The sequence below is a fragment of the Mycobacterium sp. AZCC_0083 genome, from assembly GCF_014202335.1.
Classification (GTDB): Bacteria; Actinomycetota; Actinomycetes; order Mycobacteriales; family Mycobacteriaceae; genus Mycobacterium.
The window spans coordinates 216,942-242,023 of sequence record NZ_JACHGP010000012.1; the positions used below are offsets into that span (position 1 = coordinate 216,942).

Genomic DNA, 25,082 nt, shown 5'->3' on the forward strand with positions numbered 1-25,082 from the left:
CGCGGGTACACGTCGGGTGTGAGATTTCCGTAGACTGCCCTCTTGTGTCTTTTACCGATGCCACCATTGCGCGGCTACCCCGCGTAATGCGGCCCTACGCCGAACGGCATCACGAGCTCATCAAGTTTGCGATCGTCGGCGGCACGACGTTCATCATCGACTCGGCGATCTTCTACACGCTGAAGCTGACGATCCTCGAGCCCAAGCCGGTCACCGCCAAGATCATCTCCGGCATCGTCGCGGTCATCGCGTCCTACATCCTGAATCGGGAATGGAGCTTCCGGGACCGCGGCGGCCGGGAACGGCACCACGAGGCACTGCTGTTCTTCGGCGTCAGCGGCGTCGGCGTGCTTCTGAGCATGGCCCCGCTGTACTTCTCCAGCTACGTGTTGCAGTTTCGCGTCCCCGACGTCTCGCTGACCATGGAGAACATCGCCGACTTCATCTCGGCGTACGTCATCGGCAACCTGCTGCAGATGGCGTTCCGGTTCTGGGCGTTCCGCCGCTGGGTCTTCCCCGACGAGTTCGCCCGCCATCCCGACAAGGTCGTCGAGGCGTCGATGACCGCCGGCGGCATCGCGGAAGCGATCGAGGATCAGTACGAGGACGGCCACATTGGCAGGCGAGCCCGCAGGACGGCTCAGCTTGGCGACTCCTCCGAGCCGAGGGTGTCGAAGACTTCGTGATAGAGCAGGGAGTGCACCTGCTCGACGCGCGGAATGTCGTGGAACTCTAGAGGGTCCTGGCTCGCCGACTCGATGATCAGCGTGCCCGTGCGCACCATCCTGTCGATCAAACCGTGCCGGAACTCCACGCTGTTGATCCGCGCAAGCGGGATGTCGATGCCCGACCGGGTGAGCAGGCCGTGCCGGAACATCACGCGGCGGTCGGTGATGACGAAATGTGTTGTGCGCCAGTTCAGGAACGGCCACACCACCAGCCACCCGACGACCACCAGCCAGACCACCCCGATGACGATCATCACGATGTTCTTGGCCGTGTGATCCCACGTCATGTGGTTGACCACCGCGGCGCCGAACGCCGCGAGTGCCGTCGCCAGCAGCAGGACGAGGACGGGTCCGATCAACCGCTTCCAGTGCGGATGCCGGTGCAGCACGACGCGCTCGTCGGCGGCCAGCACGTTATCCGGGTACCCCACGGTGCGACTCTACCCAGAGTCGGCGTCACCCAAGGGCCGAAGATGCACGATGTCTCCCGCCGATACGACGACGGTCTCGGCGCCCGTGTCGATGCACAGCCGGCCCTGTTCGTCGATGTTCTTGGCGTCGCCGACGATCTCTCGATCACCGGGCATCGTGGCGCGGACCCGCGCGCCGATGGTGAGGCTGCGCGAGGTGTACTCGGCGATCAGCGCGGCGTCAGCCCCCTGCGCAGCCCGCAGACCCGCGATGCGCCGCTCCAGGCCCTCCAGGAGGGCGACGATCAGGTCACGGCGGTCGGTGGGACGCCCGCCAAGCATCGCCAGCGACGTGGCGCCGGGATCGGGCAGTTCATCGGCGACCAGCGACACGTTGAGCCCGATGCCGATCACGACGGCGGGTGCGGGCGCCGCCACCTCGACGAGGATGCCTGCCAGCTTGCCCTGCGCGGGCGGGCGGGCCAACACGTCGTTGGGCCACTTGAGGCCGGCCTCCACGCCCGACACCGGGCCGACGGCGTCGAGCACCGCCAAGCCGGCAACCAGCGGTATCCACCCCCACGCCGTGGTGGGGATGCCGTCGGCGCTCACCCCGACCGACATCGAGATCTGCGCGCCGGGTACCGCCGACCAGCTGCGGCCGTTGCGACCGCGGCCCGCCGTCTGATTTTCGGCGACGAGTACCACGCCCTCGATGTCCTCCCCTGCCGCCGCCCGGGCGATCAGGTCGACATTGGTGGAACCGGTCTCGGCAACCACGTCGATCCGCTGCCACGGTGAGCGGACCAGACCGTCGCGAAGTGCAGTCGCGTCCAGGGCGTTGCGCCAGTCGTCGGTAGTCATGGCGGTCAGCCTATTGCGGTGTGTTTCCGATCACGAAGGGCCGGTCTCGGCAGGAGAGCAACGTCGCGGACGGATACGCTAGCCGCACCATGGCGATCTTGAACAGTCGTGGAATTGGCGCGTCACCGAAAAATGACGCATCTTCACATTTTGCGGGTGGCTCCGAGTAACGTGTTGCCCTTGACCTGGACGGGTCGCGTGTCGATGGTTGCTGGGCCGATGTGCCGGGCCCCGCTCTCAGTACGCGCCGTTGCCCGTCGCGACCGTGCGAATGGTCTTCACCGCGATCAGCACGTCGTTGGTGATCGACCAGTTCTCGACGTATGACAGGTCAAGGCGGACCGAGTCCTCCCACGACAGGTCGGAGCGGCCGCTCACCTGCCACAGCCCGGTGATGCCCGGCAGCACCAGCAGCCGACGGCGAACCTGGTCGTTGTAGGTGTCCACCTCGCGGCGCAACGGCGGCCGCGGGCCGACGACGCTCATGTCGCGTCTCAGCACGTTGAAGAACTGGGGCAGCTCGTCGATGCTGTACTTCCGCAGCAGGTGGCCGATGCCGGTGATGCGCGGGTCGTCCTTGATCTTGAAGAGCACCCCGCCGACGCTCTCGTTGGTGTTGGCAAGGCTCGCGACCTGCTTGTCGGCGCCGTCCACCATGGTGCGGAACTTGACCATCTGGAACGGCGTGCCCTCGAGACCGATGCGCTCCGAGCGGTAGAACACCGGACCTCTGCTGGTCAGCTTGATGGCGATGGCAGCGGCGATCATCACCGGCAGCGCGCCGAGGAGCACCGACACCGACACGAAGTAGTCGAACGCGAGCTTCTGCACCTTCTTGGTGCCGCTGTACTGCGGCTTCTCCACGTGGATCAGCGGGAGTCCGGCGACAGGGCGCATGGTCAGCCGTGGGCCTGCGACGTCGACGACACCGGGCGTGACCACCAGGTCAACGCCCAGCGTGTGCAAGTCCCACGACAATTCCCTGACACCTTCTGGGCCGAGGTGATCGGTGGTGGTCAGCGCGACGGTGTCGGCGTTTGTCTTGAGGATCGCGTCGTGGACCTTGCCCTCGTCGCCAAGTACCGGCAGCGTGCCGACACCTGGGATGTCGATGGTTCCGCCCGAACTGCGGCCGGTCAGGCACACGCCGATGACGGAGTATCCGTATCCCCAACCGCGGGTCAGCGACTGAACCAGGCTGCGGACGGCCCGTGCATCACCGACGGCGAGCACCGTCACCACGCAGTGTCCGCGACGGCGCTGCCTGGCCAGGTACCCCCGGCAGATGTTGCGGCCGACGACGAGGCCGGCCAGCCCGAGCGGGAACGCGACGGCGAGATAACCGCGGGCGTACTCCGGCCGGAAGATCATCAGTGCGACCGCGACGACGCCGATGGTGGCGAGCGTCGCGGCCACCACGCGGCGATACTCCTCGACGCCCGCGCCGACGATGCGCGGCGAGCGGGTGCGGTACGCCGCGAGAAGCGCCAACCAGATCGCGGCCACGAAGACCGAGAGGACCGAGAAGTAGATCGAGGCCGGATCGAGCGCCGTGATCGGGCGACCAAGCTTGATCATCTGAGCGCAGGCCATGGCGCCCCCGACGACGATGACATCGGTGAGAATCAGGGCGCGTACGTAGCGGCGCTGCCACCGTGGGCCGTCCGAGGGGTTGACCGCCCTAAGGGGCGTCCGGGCGGGAGCGAAAACCTGTTCCGTTACCGACACTGATCGCCACACCTCCTGTTTGCTGGCAGCTTGCGCGATTTGGTTTGCCCCCGTGTTCGGTAACACTATGACACTGTTTGCCAGCCGACGCCACACATTCAGGAAATACGCAGGTCACGATGATTCGCCCTGCTTGGCGGCTTTCGCGAGGCGGCTAAATTGGCAGGCGGCTAACAGGTCTCGTTGCGGCGGCGAGGAACGGTAGCGTCGCGGAACGGCCAGCGGTACGGCCGAGTGCCGTCGTCCACAGCAACATCGCAGCACTGTGAGCAAGGTCTGCAGCGGGTGATCTTCGCCACCCGATGGCCGTTCGGAGGCCTATTGGGACGGGCACTCGTTCGTCGAAGGCGTGCCGGCGAAGCGGTCCACGATCCACGCCAACGCGGGCGCGAAGTCGATGTCGCCGTGCCCCTTGCCCGGCTGCAAGTCCCAGGCGATCGAGCCACCCAGCGAACACGCCCGTGCGATGGCGTCAGTGGTCCACTGCGGGTCGATGAGGGTGTCGTTGGTTCCGTACACCACGAACAGCGGGGCCGAAAGAGCCTGCTGGGGTAGCGCCCATCGTTGAAGTATCTGGCGCATCCGCGTCGCGACGGCCGGCGAGCTCGGCGCAACGTCTGCCGGCTTGAGGCCGACGGCCACTTCGGCCCGCCGAGCCACCAGTGGCCCCGCACACGCGGTGAGCGCATCCCAGGACTGCCGTGCCAGCCCGTGGCGGTAGTCGTCGCGGTTCAGATCGGGGAACCGACGCGCGAGCGATTCGACTACCAACACGAACGCCAGCACCTGGTCAGACGTCAGCGTGCTCGCTTGCGCCTTGTCGACGAGCTTGGAGACGTCGGCGGCGGGCGAAAGCGCGACCGCGCCGACGAGGTCGAGCTCTGGCGCATATTGGTGGGCGCGTTCGTCGGCCGCCCATGCGGCGGCACCACCTTGCGAGTGCCCGATCGCCGCCCACCGCGTCGAGACGTTCTTGAAGGTGGACCGCAGCGCACGGACCGCGTCGATCATGTTCAGGCCCGCGGTCCGCGCGTCGGTGTACGGGTGCACGCCTGGCGCACCGAGACCTTCGTAGTCCGGCATGACCGCGGCGAACCCCTTGGCGGTCAGCCCGGCCAGCACGCCAGCCATGCCCATCAGCGAATCAGAGTGCGACGGTGCGCATTCCTCGTCGATACCGGTGGTGCCGTGCCCGAAGGCGACGACCGGCCAACCCCCGGCGGGCGGCGCCCCCAGCGGCACGAAGACACTGCCCGAGACCACCGTGGACGCACCGCTGTCACCGGACGTGGACCGGTAGACCACCCGCGCCGACTGCATGTGAAGGCCCACGGAGCTCGCCGCAAGGCCCGGCATCGTCATCGCGCTGACTAGCGATCCCGGCCCGGTGCCGGTGAGATCTGCGGCTTGGATCGGAACGGGTTGCGACGCGGATCGGGTAATCGATCCGAGTAGACCGGTGGCCAGGTTCCACGACACGGGAAGCGATGCCACTACCAGGACGACGCCGAGCGCGGTGGTCAGCGTCAACGCGACCCTGCGCAGCGTCTTGCCCATCAAGCCGTCCCGTACCGGTATCTCTTGGCCCAGTTCACCGCGGGCCGTTCCACGGCGTAGTAGGTGACCACGGAGATCAGCACCGCCGCGGTGAGACCCAGCGCCACGTTCCACACCATCCCACCAAGTGTGTCACTCGCCATCAGCCCGGCGCGACCGAGCAGCAGCATCACCGGGAAATGCCATAGGTATGCAGACAGCGAGATCTTGCCGATGAATCGAAACGGCGCCATTTCCAACAGGTTTGCGATGGCCGACGTCTCGCCCCGCATCAGCGGTACCACGATCACGAGTATCGCCAGTCCCGCCAGCAGCGCCACCGCACTGACACCGAACAGCGCCATCACTCCCCCGGAGGCGAGCAGAACGGCGCACAGAAGTGCCACCGGAAGCGCCGCGACGGCGGACACCATCCGCACCCGGCGGCTGACCGACTCGCGCAGCACGCGCCGCTCGATCGCGACCACGACGACCGCCGCCAACATTCCGAACGCGAAGTTGTCCGCGCTGGCGATGAAGCTGCGCAGGAAGACTGCGACCCAGTTGGGTCCCCACTCGACCATCAGCGGATCGGTGACACCGAAGTGCGCGATCAGCAAGGGCAACATCATCTTGCCGACGAAGCCGATGACCAACATCAAGGCAGGGGCGACGAGCGCAATGCCAAAGGGCCGCAGCGGCGTTCGTTTGCGGAGCATGAACAGTAGCGCGCCGAGCACGGGCAACGACGCGTAGAACGCGAGCTCCAGGGTCAACGACCAGGACGGATTCAGGCCGGTCTGGAAGTACTGCGGCACGTAGGACTGCACCAGCGTCAGGTTGGCAAGCAGTTGCCAGATGTTGGTGATGGTCCCCGTGCCGTCTTCGGTTCGCGGAGGTTGTATCGCCGCGTTCTGGACGTACGCCACGCTGAAGACGTAGTTGCACAGTAGGAAGATGGCCAGATAGCCCGGCATGATCCGCGCGAACCGGTGGATCGCGAAGTTCTTCGTGCTTGGCAATTTGGCGGACTCGCGATCAGCCACCAGGTTCCGCACGTAGGGCAGGAACAACAGGAAGCCGCTCAGGACGTAGAAGAAGATCAGGCCGGTCCCGAACAGGTTGGTCCGGTAGGTCGAGGCCGTGTTCGGCGAGTAGTGGCAGCAGATGTGCATGACCGCCACGCCAAGGCAGGACAGACCGCGCGCCCCGTCGAGCCCGATGATCCGCGGTCTCGTCGACACCCCGACGGCTGCAACGACCGTTCGGGGCTCGACATTAGCCGTCACTCAGACGCCTCGGACGGCGCAGGCGCCGCGGCGGAGTCGGTCGTGTCTGACGACTGCGTTCCGTCGGTCGCCTCGGGCGCCACTGGGGGTTCTGGCGGCCCGATGAACTCCGGACAATCGTTGCGGGGTGGTACTCCGGCAAACCGATCATTGACCCACGGAAACGCTGTTCCGCCGTCGACGTCGGCATGTCCCTTGTCTGGTTGCAGCTCGATTTGAATGATGTCGCCCTTCCTACAGGCCGCGTCCAACGCTCGATCTGTCCAAGTCGGCGGGACGATTTGGTCCTGTCCACCATAGACGATCAACATCGGGGCCGTTGCTGGAAGGCGGGGTAGGGACATCTCCTGGAAGCGAGTTCGGAGAGAATCCGCAGCTTGTTGATCTATCGGCCGCATGTCATCAGCCGACACCTGATTCGCTAAATCTTCACGTTCGGTAATTTCAGGACCCTTGCACGCGAGCAGCGCTTCCTGTTTGGCGCTCGCGACACCCCTGCGGTAGTCATCGAGCCTGAAGTCTGCAGACTCCTTTGCCAGTGACGTCAATATCTGCAACAGGGCAAGTCTTTGCTCTGACGTGAGGGTTCCGTCGACGGCGGCATCGGCGAAACCGTCGATCGCCAGCGGTGCGGAGTAGCTCGCCGACCCGACCAGGTTGAGGCCCCCGCCATATTCGGCTGCCAGCTCGTTGGCGGCCCACGCCGCCTGACCGCCTTCGGAGCCACCAAAGGCTGCCCAACGGTCGGATGTGCCTGGGATCAGCTTGCGCGCAGCCCGCACCGAGTCGATCAGGTTGTGGCCCTCGGTCGTGGCATCGAGGTAGGGGTGATAGGTACGGTCCAGTCCCAATCCCTGGTAGTCGGATACCGCGACCACGAAGCCCGCCTTGACCAATCCCGTGACCGTCGTCGAAAGCCCGAGGAGCATCGGGTCAAGCGACGGTGCGCACTCCGAACCGATGCCGGTGGTCGGGTGCCCGTAGGCGATGATCGGCCAGCCGCCGTCTGGAGGGTCACCCTTGGGCGCAAAGACCGTTCCCGACACCTCTTGTTGGCTGCCGTCGATGCCAGACGTCGACAGATAGGTGATGCGCGCCGCAACCGACGTCGCCACGTTGAGCCGCCGATCGAGCGTCGGCATGCTGTTGGCCGAGATCAGCGAGCCGGGCTCCTGGCCGCCGTACTCGCCGGGCAGCGACACTCCCGCTGCCGCAGGAGGTTGGGATGCTTCAGCGGGGCCATGCCGGGTGCAGCCGGTTGCGATCAAGACCGCCGACAGCAGGCATGCGAGCAGCACGCGACCGCGCATCTACCGTCCCCTTCGTTGGCCGTCGGACCGGTATCCGTCGAGCTCGTCGGGACACATCGCGCTGTATGCCGACCACATCCGTTCGGCCAGCTCCCGTAGGCCCGCGCCGCTGTAGTGCCGATCGACGTCACTGTTGAACGACGACCGCGGCCCTGGCGCGAATGCGGTGCGGTGGCGCCGATTCGGAGTGTCCTGGTGCACCGCGTCGATTCCGGCGTATGGCTTTCCGCTGAGCTCCATCTCCTCGGGCACCATCTGGCCGAGGACGAACGGAACGTCGGCGCCGTACCGTGCGCGCAGGTCGTCGATCAGGGAGTCGAGCTTGTCCTGGTAGGCGCTTGGCGACATCAGCGGTACGTCGGTCTCGCCCTGGTGCCACAGGATGGCTGCGACGTGGCTGCCCGGGTAGCGAGCGAGCGCGGCGTCGATCGCGGCGACCCCTCGCCGGTAGAGGTTCACCCTCGTCGAGCGGTCGTTCCCGTCCCAGGTGTAACCGTTCTTCGGGGTGAAGGACGTGTCGCCGCGGGCGCCGGGGATGAGCAGCACCGCCCTGCCCGTCGCATCGGCCAGCCGCTTGGCGAATGCGGGACCGAATCCGACTCTCTTACAGGGAATTTCGTGCAGCAGTGGATCCACGCCAAGGACCACGGTCCCCTTCGACGGCCCGCACATGGCCCACTGGTGGACCAACGGGTGCTCGCGGTCGAGCCCGGTGGGGTCCAGCCCGAGCCCCATCCCGAACGCGTTGGACTGCCCGAGAATCGGCACCACGAGGTAGGGCTGGTCGGGCGCGTCCACCGGGATGCCCGGCTTCGCGATTCGACGCTTGACGATGCACTTGGCTTCGACGATCAACTGCCGCCAGAGCGGCCCGTCGCCATCGGGATTTCTACGAGCATTCATTGACCGCCGGCCTGCCCTCGAATCGATCGTTGAGCCAGTCGAGCGCGCCCGCCCAGTCGATGTCCCCGTGGCCGGCCTTGGGGTCTTCGCTCCACGACACGTTTCCGCCGAGCGTGCAGGCGCGCTTGATCGCGGCGATGGTCCATGCCGGGTCGATGTAGGTGTCCCGTGCGCCGAAGGCGACGTACAACGGTGCGGACAGCTTGCGTTGTGGCAGCGCCCATTTGGCCAGAAAACTCCGGAGTCGGTCCGCCGCCTCCTGAGAGCTCGGCGCCAAGTCCCGAGGACCCAGTGCCTTCCCCGCCGCCGTGCGCGCGTGCACGTCGGGTCCGCTGCATGAGGCCAACACGTCCCAGTACTGTTTTGCCGCACCGTGCCGGTAGTCATCGAGGTTGAAGTCCTGATGCAGTCGCGCAAGCGAGAACAGGATCGCCTGGAGCACCGGACCTTGATCATCGGTCAGCGTTCCCGAAACGGCCTTGTCCACCAGTCCCTTCACGTCCGCGGCCGGTGACAGACCCACGGCGCCAACCAGGTTGAGTTCGGGTGCGTAGGTCGAGGCTTGCTCGTCGGCCGACCATGCCGCTCCGCCACCCTGGGACCCGCCGAGCGCAGCCCAGCGTTCCGAAACGCCGGGGAACGTGGCCCGCAGCGCCCTGACCGCGTCGATCATGTTGAAACCTGCTGTGCGCGCGTCGCTGTAGGGATGTATGCCCGGAGAGCCCAAACCCTGGTAATCGGCCATCGCCACTGCATAGCCGCGCTTGGTGAAACCGTCGACGACGAGGTCCTGGCCCAACAACGACGCAGACAGCGACGGGCCGCAGTCCTCCTGCCAGCCGGTGGTGCCGTGCCCGTAGGAGACCACCGGCCATCCACCTGACGGCGGGTCCCCTACCGGTGTGAACACGGTGCCGGAGACCACCGTCGGCGCACCGTCATCTCCCGACGTCGAGCGGTAGAGTACCCGGGCCGAGCGGACGGATCGCCCGAAGTTGGTGCGCGACAGGGCTTCCATGGTGACGGCGCTCACCAGCGAGCCAGGCCCCGTTCCGCTCAGATCCGCGGATTCAATCGGTTTCGGCTCGCTGGAATCGGATCGAGAACCCGATACCAGCCGTTCCAGAGCCGGGCGACCGACCGTCAACGAAACCACAACGAGGACAACGACGACGATCAGCACCGGGACTGCGATCAGGAGGACCCTGCGGCGTGTCACCCGCCACCAGACCCGTTGGGTTCCGCCCTCATTCCTGATACCAGGGCTTGGGACTCAGCGTCAGCACGGGCCCATCGGGGACGTCGCACGAGTTGTGCGCATCGATACCACCGGCGAACCGCTGCTTGATCCACCCGAGTGCGACGGATCCGTCGATGTCGTCGTGCCCCCGGCCCGGCACCGAATACGCCTCGATGACGTCGCCCATCGAGCACGCTCGAGCGATGGCGGCCTCGGTCCACTGCGGTGCCACCACCTTGTCGAGCTCGCCGAACAGGATCAGCATCGGCGCCGACGTCCGCCCCTTCGGCAGGCTCATGTCCGCCAGATAGTCGCGCAAGCGGTCGACCGCCTCTGGGGAAGAAGGTTTCAGGTCGTCGGGGGTCACCTGCTTGGTGACGTCCCCGCGCTGATTGACAAGCGGTCCGGCACAGGCCGAGAGCACGTCCCACTTCTCGGCAACGATGCCGCGCCGGTAGTCGTCGAGGTTCAACTCAGGATGTTCTTCCTTGAGCGCGACGAGCACCCACTGCAGTGCCGAACTCTGCTCGAGAGTGAGTGTTCCTGCCGCCGCGGCGTCGGCCAGACCCGCCACGTTCGCGGCAGGCGATACGCTCACCGCCCCCAGCAGCTGCAGTCCGTCGCCGTAGGAGCCTGCCAGCTCGTTGGCTGCCCACGAGGCCTGCCCACCCTGCGACGACCCGAATGCCAGCCACCGGTCCGATGCGGCGGGGGCGACCTTGCGCGCCGCACGGACGGCGTCGATCAGGTTGTAGCCGACGGTGGCTGAGTCGAGATACGGGTGATAACTCCGATCAATGCCGAGGCCTTGATAGTCGGGCATGGTCACGACGAAGCCCCCGCTCACCAATGTCGCGACGGCCTCCGATGCGCCAAGGAGAGTCGGCCACAGGGACGGCCCGCAGTCGTGCTGTATGCCTGTGGTCCCGTGCCCCATCGCCACGATCGGCCAGCCCTCCGGCGGCGGCTCCCCCTTGGGCACGAACACCGAACCCGAGACGAGCTGCGAACTTCCGTCGATACCCGACTTCGACTCGTACACGACGCGAGCGGCCACGGACGTCACCTTGATGATCCGGCGATCGACGTTGGCCAACGTGACCGCCGAGGTCACCGTGCCTGGCCCCGAACCGGAGAGGTCGGCCTTCACCGGCACGCCCGGCATGCTCGATCCGAAGCCGGCCTGCGGTGGCGGCGGTGGCTGCGGCCTCTGTTGCCCGCACGCACCGAGCACCACGACGGAGAGCACCGCGAACAGCGCCAACGTCTTGCGGCGGCCCATCACGACGCCGTTGGCTGGTCGGTGATGAACGCGAGCTGCTCCCGGCTGAGCACTCTGTCGCGGCCGATGCCAAGACCGAGGATCACCAGGCAGCTCAATGCGAAGCCAATGCCTCCGCCGATCGAAGCGTTGGTCAGCAGTGAGGGGTGCGCCTCCGAGGCCGACTTGGCTTCGTCGACGATCACCAACGATGGACCGGACTCGGTACCCGTCCACTCCAGTTCCTGTGTCGCCGCGGAGAGGTTGCGTGCGACGGCGTTGGCGACGTCGACGATGCCGTCCTGGTTGCTGCCGCTCACCTGGACGTTGAGCAGGACCGACAGCGGATAGGCGAACTGCGACAACGTGTCCGGCACGGATTTGACCGTGATGCGCTTCGCCAACTGCGCCGGTGTGTCGGGGAGGCCGAGTTCGTCGATAGTCCGCAGGGTCACGATCGACGACTTGGCCAGTTGTGTGTAGGTCTCGATTCTGACTTCGCTGCCGCGGTTGCCCTCGTACGCCGAGTGCACCATTGCGTCACCGGGCACCTGGGCGAACAACTGCGTCGACGCCACGTAGACCGGAGCCTGAAGATAGCGTTGGTAGGCGACCACCGCGACGGCCGAGAGCACGGTCGCGGCGAGGATCACCAGCCAACCGCGAGCGACGATGCGCGCATAGTCCCTGACGCGCGGAACGTCGACGGGTGGCCTCACGGCTTGTCCACGCAGGAGTTCGGAATCGTCTGTCCCGTAAGACGATCACGCAACCACGGCAGTCCGAAGGGGCTGTCGAGATCGCTGTGCCCCTGACCGATGCTCTTCTCGAGCTGGATGGCGTCCCCTTGCCCGCACGCCTTCTGAACCGCCTGCTCGAACCACGGAAGGTCGACGAGGGTGTCCTGGGTGCCGTACACCACCATCAACGGCGTGGTGAGCTTGTTCTGCGGCACTGCCATTGCTTGCAGAAGGTCACGCAGTCGATCGCGGTCTGCCGGTGTTTCGGGCTTCAGATCGGAGTTCAGCATCTTGGACCGCGTCGTCATGATGTCGTCCAGGTTGGGCGGCAAGCAGTCCAGCAGCTTGTCCCAGTTCTCGGCGGTGTAGCCACGACGGTACTTGTCCAGGTCAAGGTCGGGATGCGACCACGACAGCGTCTCGAGCGCGAAGACCATCGCCACCCGCTGGTCGGCGGTCAGGGTGCCGTCCCACGCGGCGTCGGCCATCCCGGCCATGTCGGCTGCGGGCGCCATGGCCAACGTGCCCATCAAGTCGAGACCCTTGCCGTACGTACCGTTCTGGTCCGCTGCGGCCCAGGCCGCCATGCCGCCAAGCGAGTGCCCGAAGGCGACCCATTGGTCACTCAGATCCGCGCCAATCCGCTTGATGGCGCGCACGGCGTCGATCATGTTGTAGCCGAAGGTCTTCGAGTCCAGGAAGGGGTGGTAGTAGCCCGGGACACCGAGTCCTTGGTAGTCGGTCATCGTGACGGCGAAGCCGTTCAGGACCATGGCCTGCATCATGAAGCCGTTGCCTGGCAGCGTCGGGAACCGACTCGGCGCGCACTTGTTCTGCACGCCCGTCGTGCCGTGGCCGAACGAGATGATCGGCCAGCCACCTTTGGGGGGCTGCCCCGGCGGGACGGCGACGACGCCGGAGACTTCGGTGGGACTGCCGTCGACACCCGACGTGGAGCGGTAGACGATGCGGGCGTAGGTCGCGTTGGCGTCCTCGAGTTCCTCGTTGCCGTGCATGATGTCGAGGGACACCAGCGAGCCGGGACCGGTGTCGGCCAGGTCGGGCGGCGCCCAGTCGGCGGCACCGTCGAAGATCGGCGCGAAGGTCTTCACCGCCTGTGGGTGGCTCGCAGGCGGCGGCGACGCAACCGGTGTGGCCGAGGAGCAGCTCGCTACGAGCGTTGCGGTAAGTACCGCACACGATACAAAACGCCAGACCGCCACTAGGTCACCGACTTTCGTGCTTCACGCCCGGAAGTCGATGGGCCCCTGCCTGATTGATCGCTTCGGTCGCTTGGTCCTCGACCGGGCCGGTTTGGCCGGTCCCGCCGTCGCGAGTTTCCCGCGGAGGGACAGTAGCGGCAGTAGTGTCGGCGGGGCCCGGCTTCTCGCGCGGCGCGACGACGGCTGCGGGCGCCTCGACGGGCTGCTTGGACAGTTCGCGCTTATGCCCCGGTTCACACGTCACGACGGTTCCGATGGATTCGGCGTTGGCGGCCTCGAGCACCTGGATGGCCGCGCGCAGGCCCTTCGTGGTGGTGTGGCCGATTCTGGCGAGCACGATCGCACCGTCACCGAGTGCGGCAACGACTGCGCCATCGGAGGTTTCGTTCAGTGGCGGAGTATCGATCACGATGTACTCGAATGACGCGCGCAGCTCCTCGATCACGTGGCCCGCCGCTTCGTCACCCCACAGGCGTCGACGCGTCGAGGCCTGTGGACCCGCGGGCAGCAGCGCAAACGATGTGCCACCGATGGACGGGATCACGGCCGCGGACACCTCGTGGTCGCCCGCGAGTGCCGTACCCAAGCCGCGCTGCACCGCGCGAACGCGCTCGGCATCGGTCAGAGCAAGGCGTTCCACCAGTACGGGGTTCACGAAGTCACCCTCGACGAGCAGGACTGAGCGACCCGACTCGGCGAAGGCGGCGGCGAGATCGATGGCCGTCGTGGTCCGTCCGTCACCGCGCGATGGACTGGTGACGGCGATGACCGTCGGGCGCTGCCCCGCGCGGGTGCGCGCGAACTGAAGGTTGGTCCGCAGTTCGCGCAGCCGCTCGGCGGCGAGTCCACCTGCTGCGAGGTTGGTGACCGGTACGTCGGGCCTGCGCGGGTCGGCAACCAGGGCACCGAGCGCGTGGGAGCGGGTAACGGCCTCGACGGAGTCGCGTGCACGAAGCCGCGAATCGAAGGCACCGATTCCGATCGCGATCAGGAGGCCGACGACCGCGCCACCGACGGCACCGAGTCCCAGCAGCGTCAGCAAAGACGGCCCGGACGGCGTGGTCGGGTAGTTTGCGTCATCGAGAAGGATCGCACCGGCGGCAGGCGTGCCGCCTCGGCGGGACGTTTCGAGTTCGCTGACGAGTTGCACGAGTTGGTCGGAGACTGCGTTCGCGTACGTCTGGGCGACAACCGGGTCGGTATCGGTCACGGAGATGTCGAGAAGAACCGTCTTCGGAAGGGGGGTTGCGGTGATCTTGGCCCGCAACTCGTCAGGGGTGATGGGCATCTTGAGCTGATCGACGGCGCGCGCCGCGACCTGCGCACTGGTCGCGAGCCCGGCATAGGAGACCACCCGCTCCTGCGAGAACAGGTTGTTCTGGTAGGCGTCACCGACCGAGGTTCCGCTCTGCGTCGTAACGAATAGACGCGCGGTCGACTGGTATTCCGGAGTGGAGAAGAAGGTAGTGGCATATCCCACACCCGCTCCCAGGATCGCGGCGACCACGACGAGCCACCAGAACCGCCGAAATGTCCGCAGGTAATCCCCGATCGCCACCGGGATCTCCATTCGCTCGTAGTTTGCCGCAACTTACTCACCATAGCCGTCGAAGCATGGCAAAGCACATCGCCAGCTCAGCGCGTCCCGTTGCATTCAGCGAACACAACGCCGAGGTAGATTCTGCGAGTTGGGCGCTGCGGTCGCAATCGGAACTGGTAGCTGGCACCGCCAGTGTAGTCGTGCGGCCGCTCCTCGCACCGCTTGCCGCGCAGGGCGACGCCATGTGGTCGCCAGCCGTCGGCAGGGCCGCGGCGCTGCTCGGCGGCGAGCCCCATCGACGTGCGATATCCGCAATGGTGGGCAGCGGTTTGGCCGCGACCACGAGATGGCTCTGCCCTACCTGACGTTCGGCAAATACTCCTGGTCGACATCGCCGCTTTCCGTTAGTTTGCTGAGGGTTTTGAGCTCGCTGGCATGGTGCACCATCGCGAGCCAACTCCGATTTCGCCAACTCGGACGGAGTTCCGAGCGTTCCCGTAATCGTCTCGGGCGTGTCGCTTATCTTCACTGGTCGCGCGCTTACCGGCATCGCAGAATTCATCAACGAGACGATTACGACAGTCGTTGGTCGTTGCTTTGCTGTGAGTTTCCTACCAAGGATTCGCGCCGTTCGTACAAATTGTGACTATTTCGTGACGCGATCGCGCGGTGGCCGATTTCCACGGAGACGTCGACGAGTTCGGTACCGCCGACGTCATCAAGATCGCGACACACCTCAGCACTCACCAGGCAATATCTTGCCAACGCGGCATACTCAGCTCGATTCATCTATGTCGTCAATTTCCGTCGAGGCGATTTCTGCCGGAGAGGCCGAGGTGACCCGTGCGGGGAGCCAGACGAACACCGCGGCGCCGGATCATCCAGAGACTCGTCGCAGGCGTGACGGTCGGCGTGCTGACGACGGCCATCGTATTTGCGGCCATGGGTTGGTTCCCTTTTTCCTCGCTTCGCCCGCGCGAGGTCCAGGTCGCGGCGACGGCTCGCATCGCCGCGCTTCCCACCACCATCGGCTTCCACGACCCCGACTCGTACTTCATGACCGACGCGGACGTGAATCAGACGTTCGACAAGATGTTGGACACAGGAGTCAAGAACGTCCGTCTGATGATCCCGTGGGCGGGCGCCGAGCCGGTCCAGAACCAGTCCGACTGGACCAACGTCGACCGCACGGTCAACGCGGCCGTCGCCAGGAACATGGCCGTCATCGGCATCATCAACGCCTCGCCCGCATGGGCGGTGGCACCGGGTGTGCCCGCGATCTCGGGTCGCCCGGCGTCGCCGGCTCAGTACGCGGACTTCTGCGAGAAGGTGGCCGCCAGGTACCAGGGGAAGGTCTCGGCGTACGAGGTCTGGAACGAACCCAACGGAGCCCAGTTCTTCGCCCCTCAGCCCGACGCCCCTGGATACACCGAGTTGCTCAAGGCGGCCTATCCCAAGATCAAGACCGCCGATCCCAATGCCACGGTCATCGGTGGCGTTGTCGGTTCAGTTGTCGACTGGGGCACATGGCTGGTCAACCCCGTCACCTTCGTCCAGCAGATGTACGACGCGGGCGCAAAGAACTTCATGGACGCCCTCTCGTTTCATCCGTACCACTACCAACTGAAGTTCTCCGACGGCTACGGGATCGCCAACTCACCGCTGGACCAGACGGTGGCGCTGCGGCGGATCATGGTCGCCAATGGCGATGCCGGCAAGAAGATCTGGGCAACCGAGTACGGCGAGCCGATGACCGCCACCGACGAGGCCGGGCAAGCTGCGTTCATCATGGACTTGATCAACAAGTGGCAGGAGATGCCGTACACCGGGCCGATCATGATTCACACCACCCGCGACCGGCAAACGGGCAGCACCGACGTCGAGAACGTATTCGGCGTGTATCGCACCGACTGGACGGCCAAGCCTGCTCAGGTGGCCATGAAGGACGCAATCGCTGCTGGCATTCCGAAATCTCCTGAGTATCAACGCTTCAGCGCGATCACCGACCCGTCGTACGGTGAGGTGCTCAGCCCGGTGTACCGCGCCACCCCGGCCGTATGGGCTCAGGCCCGCACCACGAGCACCCTGTTCGAGACGCCGGCCGGCATCATCGCATCGCCAACCCCGGTGGCGGACAAGGCCCGTCAGTTCGGCGGATACCCGAAGACCGAATTCCAGAACGGGTACCAGGACTTCGAATCGCCCACCGGCATGCGGGTGTGGTGGTCACCGGCGACCGGTGCGCACGCGGTGGGCGGCGGCTTCGTCGCGGCCTGGGTACCGCAGCTCGGCTTGGCGCTCACCGACGAGTTCCGCGACGGCTGGGCCACCACGGTCAACTTCGAACATGGCTACATCACCTGGCTGCCGTGGATCGGCACCCAGGTCACCTTCACCTGAGAAGTCCGGCCTGCACCAGCGCCTCGACGGCTTTCTGGGGGCGCTTGTCGGCCCAATGCTGCCGGTTCGTCTCATAGAGCCGGTTGCCCTCCGCGACCGCTACGTCGCGGTCGAGCAGCATGCGCCGGCATTCGGCGACGAAGACGTCGTCATCGTCGAACGTCGACATGCCGAAGACGTCCTTCAACGACCCGACGGCGGCGTCGGTGCCAACGACCGGCAGTCCCTGGCAGGCCGCGTCGAGCAGCTTCACCCGCACACCGCCGCCGGTCCTGATCGGAGCCATCAGGGCGCGGCACGTCTTCAGGAACGCGGGCAGATCGGCGACGAAGCCCATGTCACTAGCGCGGTCCGGGTACACCGGATCCGTCGAACCCGTCTTCTTCGCGCCGACGACGCACAGTTCCGCCCCGGGAATGCCATCGCAGATCCTTGGCCACAACCGGAGTGCCTCCAGGAACGCCTCTTGATTGGGCGGCCAATCACGCCCGCCGAGAAAGACCAGCCGCCGACCGGTCTGCGAGATGTCGATCTGCTCGATGGGCGGCAGGGTCACCTCCATGAACCTGGCGCCCTGCACGCCGTTGGCCCGGTACATCTCGGACTCTTCGATCTCGTAGCAGCCGACGCCGTCCGCCAGCTTCGCCACTCGCAGTTCGTCGCGCAACAGCCGGGGCGCCTCGACCCGGCCCAACACACCGCGCGTCGCCAGCCATACCTGCGACTCTGTGTTGATGGTGTTGACGACGAAGCCCTTATTGCCGAAATGCTTACTGCGGATGAATGATTCGCCCATGTAGTTGTGCTCGCAGAAGAACACGTCCTCGTCGCTGGCCTCGATCTCCTCGAGCAGCTCGTCGGTGTCGAACCGGATGTGCACCAGGCTGCGACGCTGCAGCACCGCACCGGCCAGCAGCTGACCGCGTTTCACCGGGTGTTGCGCGACCCGCGTCAACTTCAGACCGCCCTTGACGACGTCGACGACCGAATCGCCTGGCGGTTCGTCGGACAGGCAGATGGCGCGGATGTCGAAGGACTCTGCGGCGAGCCGCATGACCACCCGGGCCAGCTCGATGTCTCCACCGTGCTCGGTCACCGGATCCTTCGACACCAGGAATGCAACCCTCGTCATGCGCGATCCCGCTTCGCTTCTCGCTGTTCCGTCATGCGCGATGACCCTTTCGATGAATACCTTGGGGCAGATGATGTTTGGGCACCGGGCACCCCGGTGACCCGTGTCTTGGTACGGCGCGCCGGCCTCAGCCGATCCCGCGCTGACGGTCCAGCATGCCGGTCCACGCCTCGACGAATGCCTCGGCGGTGCGAGGGGAGGAACGCTCCTCGCGGGTGCGATCGGCATTCTTGCCCAGTTCGGTCACGCGTCCCTGATCGTTGACGAAGGAGGCGATGGCGTCGGAGAACCCCGGTGGCAGAGCCTTGGGATCACCGTCGCCCATGGGGACGACGACGGCGCCGGTCTCGGCGTCCCATTCCGCAAGCGACCCGTAGCCGGTGGCGACGATGGGCGTCCGGTAGGCCAGTGCATGCGCGGCCACCGATGACGCGGGAAAGGTATCGGCGTACCAGTGCCGCTTGCCGTAGGGAATCACGATTGCCCGGACCGACTCGAAGAAGGCGTCTTCCTCGTCGCCGTCAACACCACCGAGGATTTCGATGCCGTCGGCCTTCGGCAGCGCTTCGGTGCCCCGTCCGGCGATCCGGATGAGGATGTCGTCGGGCAGCTCCCGCCGGATCTGGGCGATCTGCTCAAAGCCCTTGCCGCGGTACACCAGCCCGAAGAAGCCGACGGCCTTCGGCCGGTCTTCGGCAGGCATGACGGTCTTCTTCTCCGACACCCGGTACGGGATGTAGTGCGTGTGCGTGTGCGGGTACACCTCGTCGATGGATGCCTGTCCGGTCTTGCTCAGCGCGAAGATGTCACGACGACCGTTGATCACGCCCTCCAGCCATCGCGAGACGGGTCGCATCGGGTAGTGGAAACCGTGCATCAGCAGTTTGTGGCCGGCCACGAACCTGGTCCGCGCGGTGAACCACAGCGCCTGGGGCGGATCGTGGATCGTCAACGACACGGGGATGCCCTTGAGGCCTGCGATCGACCAGAACGGCGAAAGCATGCCGCACGCGATCTCCGAGTGCACGAGCACCCGGCCCGCGGGCCAGCTCGCGACCAGGTCCCTGACCTGCTTGCGGACCGCGCGCACGTCGGCCCAGGTTTCGTCGCCGGGACCGGCGACCCGGACCTCGGCGACGTCGCCGAAGTGCGGCCGGAACGCCTCGGCGAGATCTTCGGTGTAATCGCCGACCGCGGTGACGTGGTTGCGCGGCCCGATGTAGATCAGGCGGTAGCTCTTGAGGTCGGTGGCCATCAGAAGAACAGCGGGCGGTAGTGGGCGCTGTACTTGAGGGCGTCCGGATTGCGTTTGGTCAGTAACTTGGCCGGGATGCCGCCCACCACCTCGAGCTCACCGACGTCCTTGGTGACCAACGCGTGTGCGGCGACGACCGCACCGCGGTGGATGTGTGACGGCAGGATCATCGCGCGGCTCGCGATCCACGCGTAATCCTCGATCACGGTGGGAATCGGGCAGGGCAGGAAGTCCGGATGGTTGATGTCGTGCCCACCGCCGAGGATCTGGGTGTCGCTCGCGATGGTGACGTTGTCACCGATCGCGATGCCCGCCCTGGAATCCAGGAAGCAGCGGAATCCGATCGTGGTGTCGTTGCCGATCGTGAGGAACTCCGGATCGAAGACCGTGGTGCCCCGAAAGATCGTCGACCCCTTGCCGATGGTCGACCCGCCGACCCAACGTAGGAAGTTCTGCCGGATGAAGTGCGACGGGATATACGTGACGATCATGTTGAACAGGACTGTCGACAGGCGATTGCGCACCTTGCGCGCAAACGACATGGATTGCATCTTGTACCAAAGGACGCGACCGTCCGGCCCCAGTTCCCATGTGGGATCCGGCGGAAGTTTCAACCCTGGCGCCGCCGCCAACTTCCTCGCCCGATCCTCGGGGTCCGCGACAAAGAGTTCTGGAATCACGTATTTCGCTCCCGTTGTAAATCCGATTCGACCATTGCAACGACAATTTCATGGAATGACTTCGTGGGCTTCCAGCCAAGTGACTCCCACGCCTTCGTCGCATCACCGACCATGGCAGCCCGCTCGGCGGGCCGAATGAAGCTCTCGTCGCTGCTCACCAATTCTTGCCAATCGCTGATGCCCGCGACGGCGAATGCGGCGGCGACGAAGTCCGCGATCGAATGTGCAACGCCGGTGGCGACCACGAAATCGTCGCCCTTGCCGTGCACCGCCATCCGGTACATGGCATCGACGAAATCCGGTGCCCAGCCCCAGTCGCGCCGGACGCTGAGATCACCGAGTACCAGGCGGTCCTGCCTGCCCGCTGCGATGTCGGCAACAGCCGTGGTGATCTTGCGCGTCACGTAGCGGGTGGGACGGCGCGGTGATTCGTGGTTGTAGAGGATCGCGTTGGACGCCTCGAGGCCGCGAGCCCGGTAGACCTGACACAGACTGTGGCCCAACACCTTCGATGCCCCATACGGTGAGATCGGACGTATCGGGGTGGCTTCGGTCTGCGGCGAGTCGGGCGAACCCGCGAAGATCTCGCAGCTCGACGCATTCACGAAGACGATCGACTTGCCGGTGCGGTCCTGCGTCCGCACGCAGGCGTCGAGCAGCGCCGCCGTCGACAGCGCGTTCACCTCGGTGGCGTAGACCGGGTTCTCCCACGAAGCCGCCACCGACGACATCCCGGCGAGGTGAAACACGAAGTCGGGCTCGACGGCGTCGACGACGGCCGCAACGGACTCGGCGTCGGTCAGGCGGGCAGGGTGGATGGTGACCGCAGGCCGGACGTCCGTCGGCTTCGTACCGCCGCGCACTACGCCATGCACGTCGATGGCTTCCCGCAGTAGCTGGTCTGCGAGGTAGTGGCCATCCTGACCGGTGATGCCCGTGATGACGGCGGTGGCTCCTGCGGTCATGTCGGCCATCCCGCGAGATCGTCCACTGCCGCATAGAGCGCCTCGGCGTACTGCTCTTCGGTGAACTGGTCGACGTGACGACGAACCTTGTCAGGGTCGAAGGAGGACGTCTCGAATCGATCGAGCGCCTCGGCGATCGCGACCGCTTCGGGTTCGTCGAAGTAGATCCCGGTGATGCCCTCGTGCACGGTGTCGAGGAATCCGCCCCAGCGCAGTACGACGCTGGGCTTTCCCCACACCCCTGCCTCGATCGGGGTCAACCCGTAATCCTCGTGGCTCGCGGCGAGCAGCGCCCGGCAATTCTTGTACAGCCAAGACATCTGGCCGTCGGTGAGGTCGCTCAGCATCAGCACGTTGGGGGTCTTGCCCGCTGCGATCCGCTCCGCGTCAGGGCCGCGACCGACAACCACCAAGCGCTGCGGGCGGCCTGCGAAGGCGCCGACGACGGCGTCGACGTTCTTGTACGGCAGAAGCCGGGAGACGCACAGGTAGAAGGCCTCGTCGGGATCCGACTCGCCGTCCGCGGACAACCACCTCAACAACTCCGGGATCGGTTCCGTCGTAGCGTCTCGCGACATCGCCACGGGAGGAAACAGCACATCGGCCGAGATTCCGTAGGCATCGGCGATCCGGCGCTGGACGACGGAGGACACTGCCAAGTAGCGGTCGCACGACAAGGCCGCACGGCGGTCCCATGCCCGCATTCGTCCCGACGTCGCGGCGAGAACGGTGCGCTTCAACAGGCCGCTGTCCTCGCCGAGATACATGTCGGGCAGGTACAGCCAGCGGGCCGGCGAGTGGCAGTGCACCAACTTTCGGCCGGTGGTCGTGAATCCGTGTGCCCAACCGCTCGAACTGGTCAGCACCACGTCGGCATCCACGTGCATCGCGTTCGCCGCAAAGGGCAGAATTGGCAGAGCCGCCCGATGGTGCTTGCGAAAGACCGCCAGCGAATTGAACCGAGACACCCGAATGTCGCGCTCAGCGAATTCCGGATAAGTGTTCGCGGGGTCGTACAGCAACGTGTATATCGGCGCGTCGGGAAACGCGCGGCTCATCGAGAGGACGACCTTCTCGGCGCCCCCGCGCTGGGTCAGATAATCGTGGGCAATCGCTACGCGTGGTCCGTCAACGCCGTTGTAACTGCCGACAGGACGCACGCTGTACTTCCCTCTCGAACGTGTCATTATTGCGGATGGTCGCGACCCCAACTCGGCCGACGCATCGACGTGTCCATAAAACCGCATAATGGGATCAGTTACAACTCCTGGCAAACTTTCGCAGGTCGACCCGTCGTCGTGTCGGGTGCCCTCGGCGCGGCCTTCTTAAGACCTGACTAAGAGCGCGGGGCGCTTTGTGACTACCATCGCTACCCATGACGAGTGTTACCGAACCGGCGGCCGAACACCAGATCGACATCCACACCACCGCCGGCAAGCTGGCCGACCTCCGCAAACGGACCGACGAGACGCTGCACCCGGTGGGCGAGGCGGCCGTCGAGAAAGTGCACGCCAAGGGCAAGCTGACCGCGCGCGAGCGCATCTACGCCCTGCTCGACGATGACTCGTTCGTCGAACTCGACGCGCTGGCCAAGCACCGCAGCACCAACTTCGGACTTGGCGACAACCGTCCGCTCGGAGACGGTGTCGTCACCGGTTACGGCACCATCGACGGTCGCGACGTCTGCATCTTCAGCCAGGACGCGACGGTGTTCGGCGGCAGCCTCGGCGAGGTCTACGGCGAGAAGATCGTCAAGGTGCAGGAGCTCGCCCTCAAGACGGGCCGCCCGCTGATCGGCATCAACGACGGCGCAGGCGCGCGCATCCAGGAGGGCGTCGTCTCCCTTGGGCTCTACAGCCGGATCTTCCGCAACAACATCCTGGCCTCCGGTGTCATCCCGCAGATCTCGCTGATCATGGGCGCCGCCGCGGGCGGGCACGTCTACTCCCCCGCCTTGACCGACTTCGTCATCATGGTCGACCAGACCAGCCAGATGTTCATCACCGGACCCGACGTCATCAAGACGGTCACGGGCGAGGAAGTGACCATGGAGGAGCTGGGCGGCGCGCACACCCACATGGCCAAGTCGGGCACGGCGCACTACGTCGCCTCCGGCGAGCAGGACGCCTTCGAATACGTCCGCGACCTGCTGAGCTACCTGCCCCCCAACAGCGCAGCCGAGCCGCCGCGCTACCCGGCCCCTCCGCACCCCGGCGCCGTCGAGGACAACCTCACCGAGGAGGACCTCGAGCTCGACACGCTGATCCCGGACTCCCCCAACCAGCCCTACGACATGCACGAGGTCATCACCAGGATTCTCGACGACGACGAGTTCCTCGAGGTTCAGTCCGGGTACGCGACCAACATCATCGTCGGGTTCGGTCGCGTCGACGGCCGCCCGGTGGGCATCGTGGCCAACCAGCCCACCCAGTTCGCCGGCTGCCTGGACATCAACGCCTCGGAGAAGGCCGCCCGGTTCGTGCGGACGTGCGACTGCTTCAACATCCCGATCGTCATGCTGGTGGACGTGCCTGGCTTCCTGCCTGGCACCGACCAGGAGTTCAACGGCATCATCCGCCGCGGCGCCAAGCTGCTCTACGCCTACGGCGAGGCCACCGTCGCCAAGATCACCGTGATCACCCGCAAGGCCTACGGCGGCGCGTACTGCGTGATGGGGTCCAAGGACATGGGCTGCGACGTCAACGTCGCATGGCCGACCGCTCAGATCGCCGTGATGGGTGCGTCCGGTGCCGTCGGCTTCGTCTACCGCTCCCAGCTCAAGGAAGCCGCAAGCAAGGGCGAGGACGTCGACTCGCTGCGGCTGGAACTCCAGCAGGACTACGAGGACACCCTCGTCAACCCGTACGTCGCCGCCGAGCGGGGTTATGTCGACGCGGTCATCCCGCCGTCCCACACCCGCGGTTACATCTCGGCCGCGCTGCGGCTGCTGGAGCGCAAGATCGTGCAGCTGCCGCCCAAGAAGCACGGCAACATTCCGCTGTGAGTGCCGAGGAGAGCGAACCCACCGTGACCGAGATCAAGATCGTCAAGGGCAAGCCCACCGACGAAGAGGTGGCTGCGCTGGTGACCGTGCTGGCAGGCGCATCGGGTGGTGGGCAGGTGGACGAGGGACCGCAGATCGTCGACCTGTGGGGCCACCCGGTCGACAAGCTGCGCTACTCGGCCATCAGTTGGGAGCGCATCACACGGGTGGAGCGCACGCACCTTCGTCGATGACACGTGTCGTGCTGGCCTCGGCCTCGCCGGGCCGGCTACAGGTGCTGCGCCAGGCGGGTATCCACCCTCTGGTAATCGTGTCGGGTGTCGACGAGGACCTGATCGTCGCGGGGCTTGGCGCAAGTCCGTCCGCTGGTGACACCGTCTGCGCACTCGCCACCGCCAAGGCCGATCAGGTCGCAAGCGAGCTCGATCCAGCGTTGGCCGCCGACTGCGTGGTGCTGGGCTGCGACTCGATGCTGTTCATCGACGGCGAACTGCGCGGCAAGCCGGCCGACGCCGACGCCGCGCGCGCCGCATGGGCGACGATGGTCGGACGATCGGGTGAGCTGTACACCGGACACTCCGCAATACGTGTGCGCGGCGGAGCCGTGGTGCATCGCGCATCTCAATTCAGTTGCACCACAGTCTATTTCGGCACACCCACCGACGAGGACCTGAGCGCCTACCTGGCCAGCGGCGAGCCACTGCGGGTGGCAGGGGCATTCACCCTCGACGGCCTTGGCGGCTGGTTCGTCGAACGCATCGATGGCGATCCGTCCAACGTGATCGGGATCAGCCTGCCGCTGACCCGACGCATGCTCGAGAGCGCGGGCCTGTCGATTTCCACGCTGTGGCAAGCGAACCCGGTTACCTGAGCG

Annotated in this window: 22 protein-coding genes; 5 read left to right on the plus strand and 17 right to left on the minus strand. The window is 65.9% G+C overall.

Translation table 11 applies throughout. The features are described 5' to 3' along the window. Nucleotides 1–44 precede the first annotated feature (44 nt). Nucleotides 45–686, plus strand: a complete 642-nt coding sequence (locus HNP02_RS28395; RefSeq protein ID WP_184443955.1) for a GtrA family protein — start codon at nt 45–47, stop codon at nt 684–686. Here HNP02_RS28395 and HNP02_RS28400 read toward each other — a convergent pair. From HNP02_RS28400 to HNP02_RS28455, 12 genes are all read right to left on the minus strand, one after another. After that, on the minus strand, nt 641–1,159 hold the full coding sequence (locus HNP02_RS28400; RefSeq protein WP_184443956.1) for a PH domain-containing protein: 519 nt from the start codon (nt 1,157–1,159) through the stop codon (nt 641–643). The two genes, HNP02_RS28395 and HNP02_RS28400, sit on opposite strands and share 46 nt — an antisense overlap. A 9-nt stretch (nt 1,160–1,168) precedes the next feature. Further along, a complete protein-coding gene (locus HNP02_RS28405) occupies nt 1,169–2,002 on the minus strand; it encodes a biotin--[acetyl-CoA-carboxylase] ligase (RefSeq protein WP_184443957.1) in 834 nt (277 codons plus the stop codon). A gap of 237 nt (nt 2,003–2,239) precedes the next feature. Next, nucleotides 2,240–3,730 carry a sugar transferase gene (locus HNP02_RS28410; protein WP_309241723.1) on the minus strand — a complete coding sequence of 497 codons (1,491 nt, stop codon included), beginning with the start codon at nt 3,728–3,730 and terminating at the stop codon, nt 2,240–2,242. 318 nt (nt 3,731–4,048) lie between these two features. Next, nucleotides 4,049–5,287 (minus strand): alpha/beta fold hydrolase, encoded by a 1,239-nt coding sequence (locus HNP02_RS28415; protein ID WP_184443958.1) that lies wholly within the window; start codon nt 5,285–5,287, stop codon nt 4,049–4,051. Further along, nucleotides 5,287–6,555, minus strand: a complete 1,269-nt coding sequence (locus HNP02_RS28420) for an acyltransferase (RefSeq protein ID WP_184443959.1) — start codon at nt 6,553–6,555, stop codon at nt 5,287–5,289. The genes HNP02_RS28415 and HNP02_RS28420 overlap by 1 nt, the downstream gene beginning before the upstream one ends. Beyond that, nucleotides 6,552–7,865: a lipase family protein gene (locus HNP02_RS28425; RefSeq protein ID WP_184443960.1), complete on the minus strand. Its 1,314-nt coding sequence runs from the start codon at nt 7,863–7,865 to the stop codon at nt 6,552–6,554. Before HNP02_RS28425 ends, HNP02_RS28420 begins: the two co-directional genes overlap by 4 nt. Further along, the gene (locus HNP02_RS28430) at nt 7,866–8,768 is read right to left on the minus strand and encodes a sialate O-acetylesterase (RefSeq protein ID WP_184443961.1); all 903 of its coding nucleotides are present in this window, start codon (nt 8,766–8,768) and stop codon (nt 7,866–7,868) included. After that, a complete protein-coding gene (locus HNP02_RS28435; protein ID WP_309241724.1) occupies nt 8,755–9,987 on the minus strand; it encodes a lipase family protein in 1,233 nt (410 codons plus the stop codon). The genes HNP02_RS28430 and HNP02_RS28435 overlap by 14 nt, the downstream gene beginning before the upstream one ends. Nucleotides 9,988–10,015: 28 nt before the next feature. Then, nucleotides 10,016–11,290 carry a lipase family protein gene (locus HNP02_RS28440; RefSeq protein WP_184443962.1) on the minus strand — a complete coding sequence of 425 codons (1,275 nt, stop codon included), beginning with the start codon at nt 11,288–11,290 and terminating at the stop codon, nt 10,016–10,018. Continuing rightward, nucleotides 11,290–11,988: a YveK family protein gene (locus tag HNP02_RS28445; RefSeq protein WP_184443963.1), complete on the minus strand. Its 699-nt coding sequence runs from the start codon at nt 11,986–11,988 to the stop codon at nt 11,290–11,292. The genes HNP02_RS28440 and HNP02_RS28445 overlap by 1 nt, the downstream gene beginning before the upstream one ends. Then, nucleotides 11,985–13,121 (minus strand): alpha/beta fold hydrolase, encoded by a 1,137-nt coding sequence (locus HNP02_RS28450; protein ID WP_184443964.1) that lies wholly within the window; start codon nt 13,119–13,121, stop codon nt 11,985–11,987. Before HNP02_RS28450 ends, HNP02_RS28445 begins: the two co-directional genes overlap by 4 nt. Before the next feature lie 115 nt (nt 13,122–13,236). Further along, nucleotides 13,237–14,802 carry a polysaccharide biosynthesis tyrosine autokinase gene (locus HNP02_RS28455; RefSeq protein ID WP_221318102.1) on the minus strand — a complete coding sequence of 522 codons (1,566 nt, stop codon included), beginning with the start codon at nt 14,800–14,802 and terminating at the stop codon, nt 13,237–13,239. Nucleotides 14,803–15,615: 813 nt separating this feature from the next. Here HNP02_RS28455 and HNP02_RS28460 point away from each other — a divergent pair. Continuing rightward, on the plus strand, nt 15,616–17,172 hold the full coding sequence (locus HNP02_RS28460; RefSeq protein ID WP_184443966.1) for a cellulase family glycosylhydrolase: 1,557 nt from the start codon (nt 15,616–15,618) through the stop codon (nt 17,170–17,172). Here the strand turns inward: HNP02_RS28460 and HNP02_RS28465 are convergent. From HNP02_RS28465 to HNP02_RS28485, 5 genes are all read right to left on the minus strand, one after another. Beyond that, a complete protein-coding gene (locus HNP02_RS28465; RefSeq protein ID WP_184443967.1) occupies nt 17,165–18,304 on the minus strand; it encodes a glycosyltransferase in 1,140 nt (379 codons plus the stop codon). The two genes, HNP02_RS28460 and HNP02_RS28465, sit on opposite strands and share 8 nt — an antisense overlap. 127 nt (nt 18,305–18,431) lie before the next feature. Next, a complete protein-coding gene (locus HNP02_RS28470) occupies nt 18,432–19,559 on the minus strand; it encodes a glycosyltransferase (protein WP_184443968.1) in 1,128 nt (375 codons plus the stop codon). After that, nucleotides 19,559–20,101, minus strand: coding sequence for an acyltransferase (locus HNP02_RS28475; RefSeq protein ID WP_309241725.1), 543 nt, complete (start codon nt 20,099–20,101; stop codon nt 19,559–19,561). Before HNP02_RS28475 ends, HNP02_RS28470 begins: the two co-directional genes overlap by 1 nt. Before the next feature lie 134 nt (nt 20,102–20,235). Beyond that, on the minus strand, nt 20,236–21,213 hold the full coding sequence (locus tag HNP02_RS28480) for a GDP-mannose 4,6-dehydratase (protein WP_255507025.1): 978 nt from the start codon (nt 21,211–21,213) through the stop codon (nt 20,236–20,238). Next, a complete protein-coding gene (locus HNP02_RS28485) occupies nt 21,201–22,391 on the minus strand; it encodes a glycosyltransferase (RefSeq protein ID WP_184443970.1) in 1,191 nt (396 codons plus the stop codon). The genes HNP02_RS28480 and HNP02_RS28485 overlap by 13 nt, the downstream gene beginning before the upstream one ends. 188 nt (nt 22,392–22,579) lie before the next feature. On the opposite strand from HNP02_RS28485, the gene HNP02_RS28490 reads away from it, so the two are divergent. From HNP02_RS28490 to HNP02_RS28500, 3 genes are read left to right on the plus strand one after another with little or no spacing between them, the layout of a single operon-like run. After that, complete coding sequence (locus tag HNP02_RS28490) at nt 22,580–24,208, plus strand: acyl-CoA carboxylase subunit beta (protein WP_184443971.1); 1,629 nt, start codon at nt 22,580–22,582, stop codon at nt 24,206–24,208. Continuing rightward, entirely contained in the window at nt 24,205–24,441 is a 237-nt protein-coding gene (locus HNP02_RS28495; RefSeq protein ID WP_184443972.1) for an acyl-CoA carboxylase subunit epsilon, read from the plus strand. Before HNP02_RS28490 ends, HNP02_RS28495 begins: the two co-directional genes overlap by 4 nt. Continuing rightward, entirely contained in the window at nt 24,438–25,079 is a 642-nt protein-coding gene (locus HNP02_RS28500; RefSeq protein WP_184443973.1) for a nucleoside triphosphate pyrophosphatase, read from the plus strand. The genes HNP02_RS28495 and HNP02_RS28500 overlap by 4 nt, the downstream gene beginning before the upstream one ends. The last annotated feature ends 3 nt before the right edge of the window (nt 25,080–25,082 follow it).

Coding starts and splice junctions, on each gene's coding strand:
- HNP02_RS28405 (WP_184443957.1), bottom strand. CDS start 2,002: ATGACTACCGACGACTGGCGCAACGCCCTGGACGCGACTGCACTTCGC.
- HNP02_RS28415 (WP_184443958.1), bottom strand. CDS start 5,287: ATGGGCAAGACGCTGCGCAGGGTCGCGTTGACGCTGACCACCGCGCTC.
- HNP02_RS28425 (WP_184443960.1), bottom strand. CDS start 7,865: ATGCGCGGTCGCGTGCTGCTCGCATGCCTGCTGTCGGCGGTCTTGATC.
- HNP02_RS28430 (WP_184443961.1), bottom strand. CDS start 8,768: ATGAATGCTCGTAGAAATCCCGATGGCGACGGGCCGCTCTGGCGGCAG.
- HNP02_RS28440 (WP_184443962.1), bottom strand. CDS start 11,290: ATGGGCCGCCGCAAGACGTTGGCGCTGTTCGCGGTGCTCTCCGTCGTG.
- HNP02_RS28455 (WP_221318102.1), bottom strand. CDS start 14,802: ATGGAGATCCCGGTGGCGATCGGGGATTACCTGCGGACATTTCGGCGG.
- HNP02_RS28465 (WP_184443967.1), bottom strand. CDS start 18,304: ATGACGAGGGTTGCATTCCTGGTGTCGAAGGATCCGGTGACCGAGCAC.
- HNP02_RS28470 (WP_184443968.1), bottom strand. CDS start 19,559: ATGGCCACCGACCTCAAGAGCTACCGCCTGATCTACATCGGGCCGCGC.
- HNP02_RS28475 (WP_309241725.1), bottom strand. CDS start 20,101: ATGTCGTTTGCGCGCAAGGTGCGCAATCGCCTGTCGACAGTCCTGTTC.
- HNP02_RS28480 (WP_255507025.1), bottom strand. CDS start 21,213: ATGGCCGACATGACCGCAGGAGCCACCGCCGTCATCACGGGCATCACC.
- HNP02_RS28485 (WP_184443970.1), bottom strand. CDS start 22,391: ATGACACGTTCGAGAGGGAAGTACAGCGTGCGTCCTGTCGGCAGTTAC.
- HNP02_RS28490 (WP_184443971.1), top strand. CDS start 22,580: ATGACGAGTGTTACCGAACCGGCGGCCGAACACCAGATCGACATCCAC.
- HNP02_RS28500 (WP_184443973.1), top strand. CDS start 24,438: ATGACACGTGTCGTGCTGGCCTCGGCCTCGCCGGGCCGGCTACAGGTG.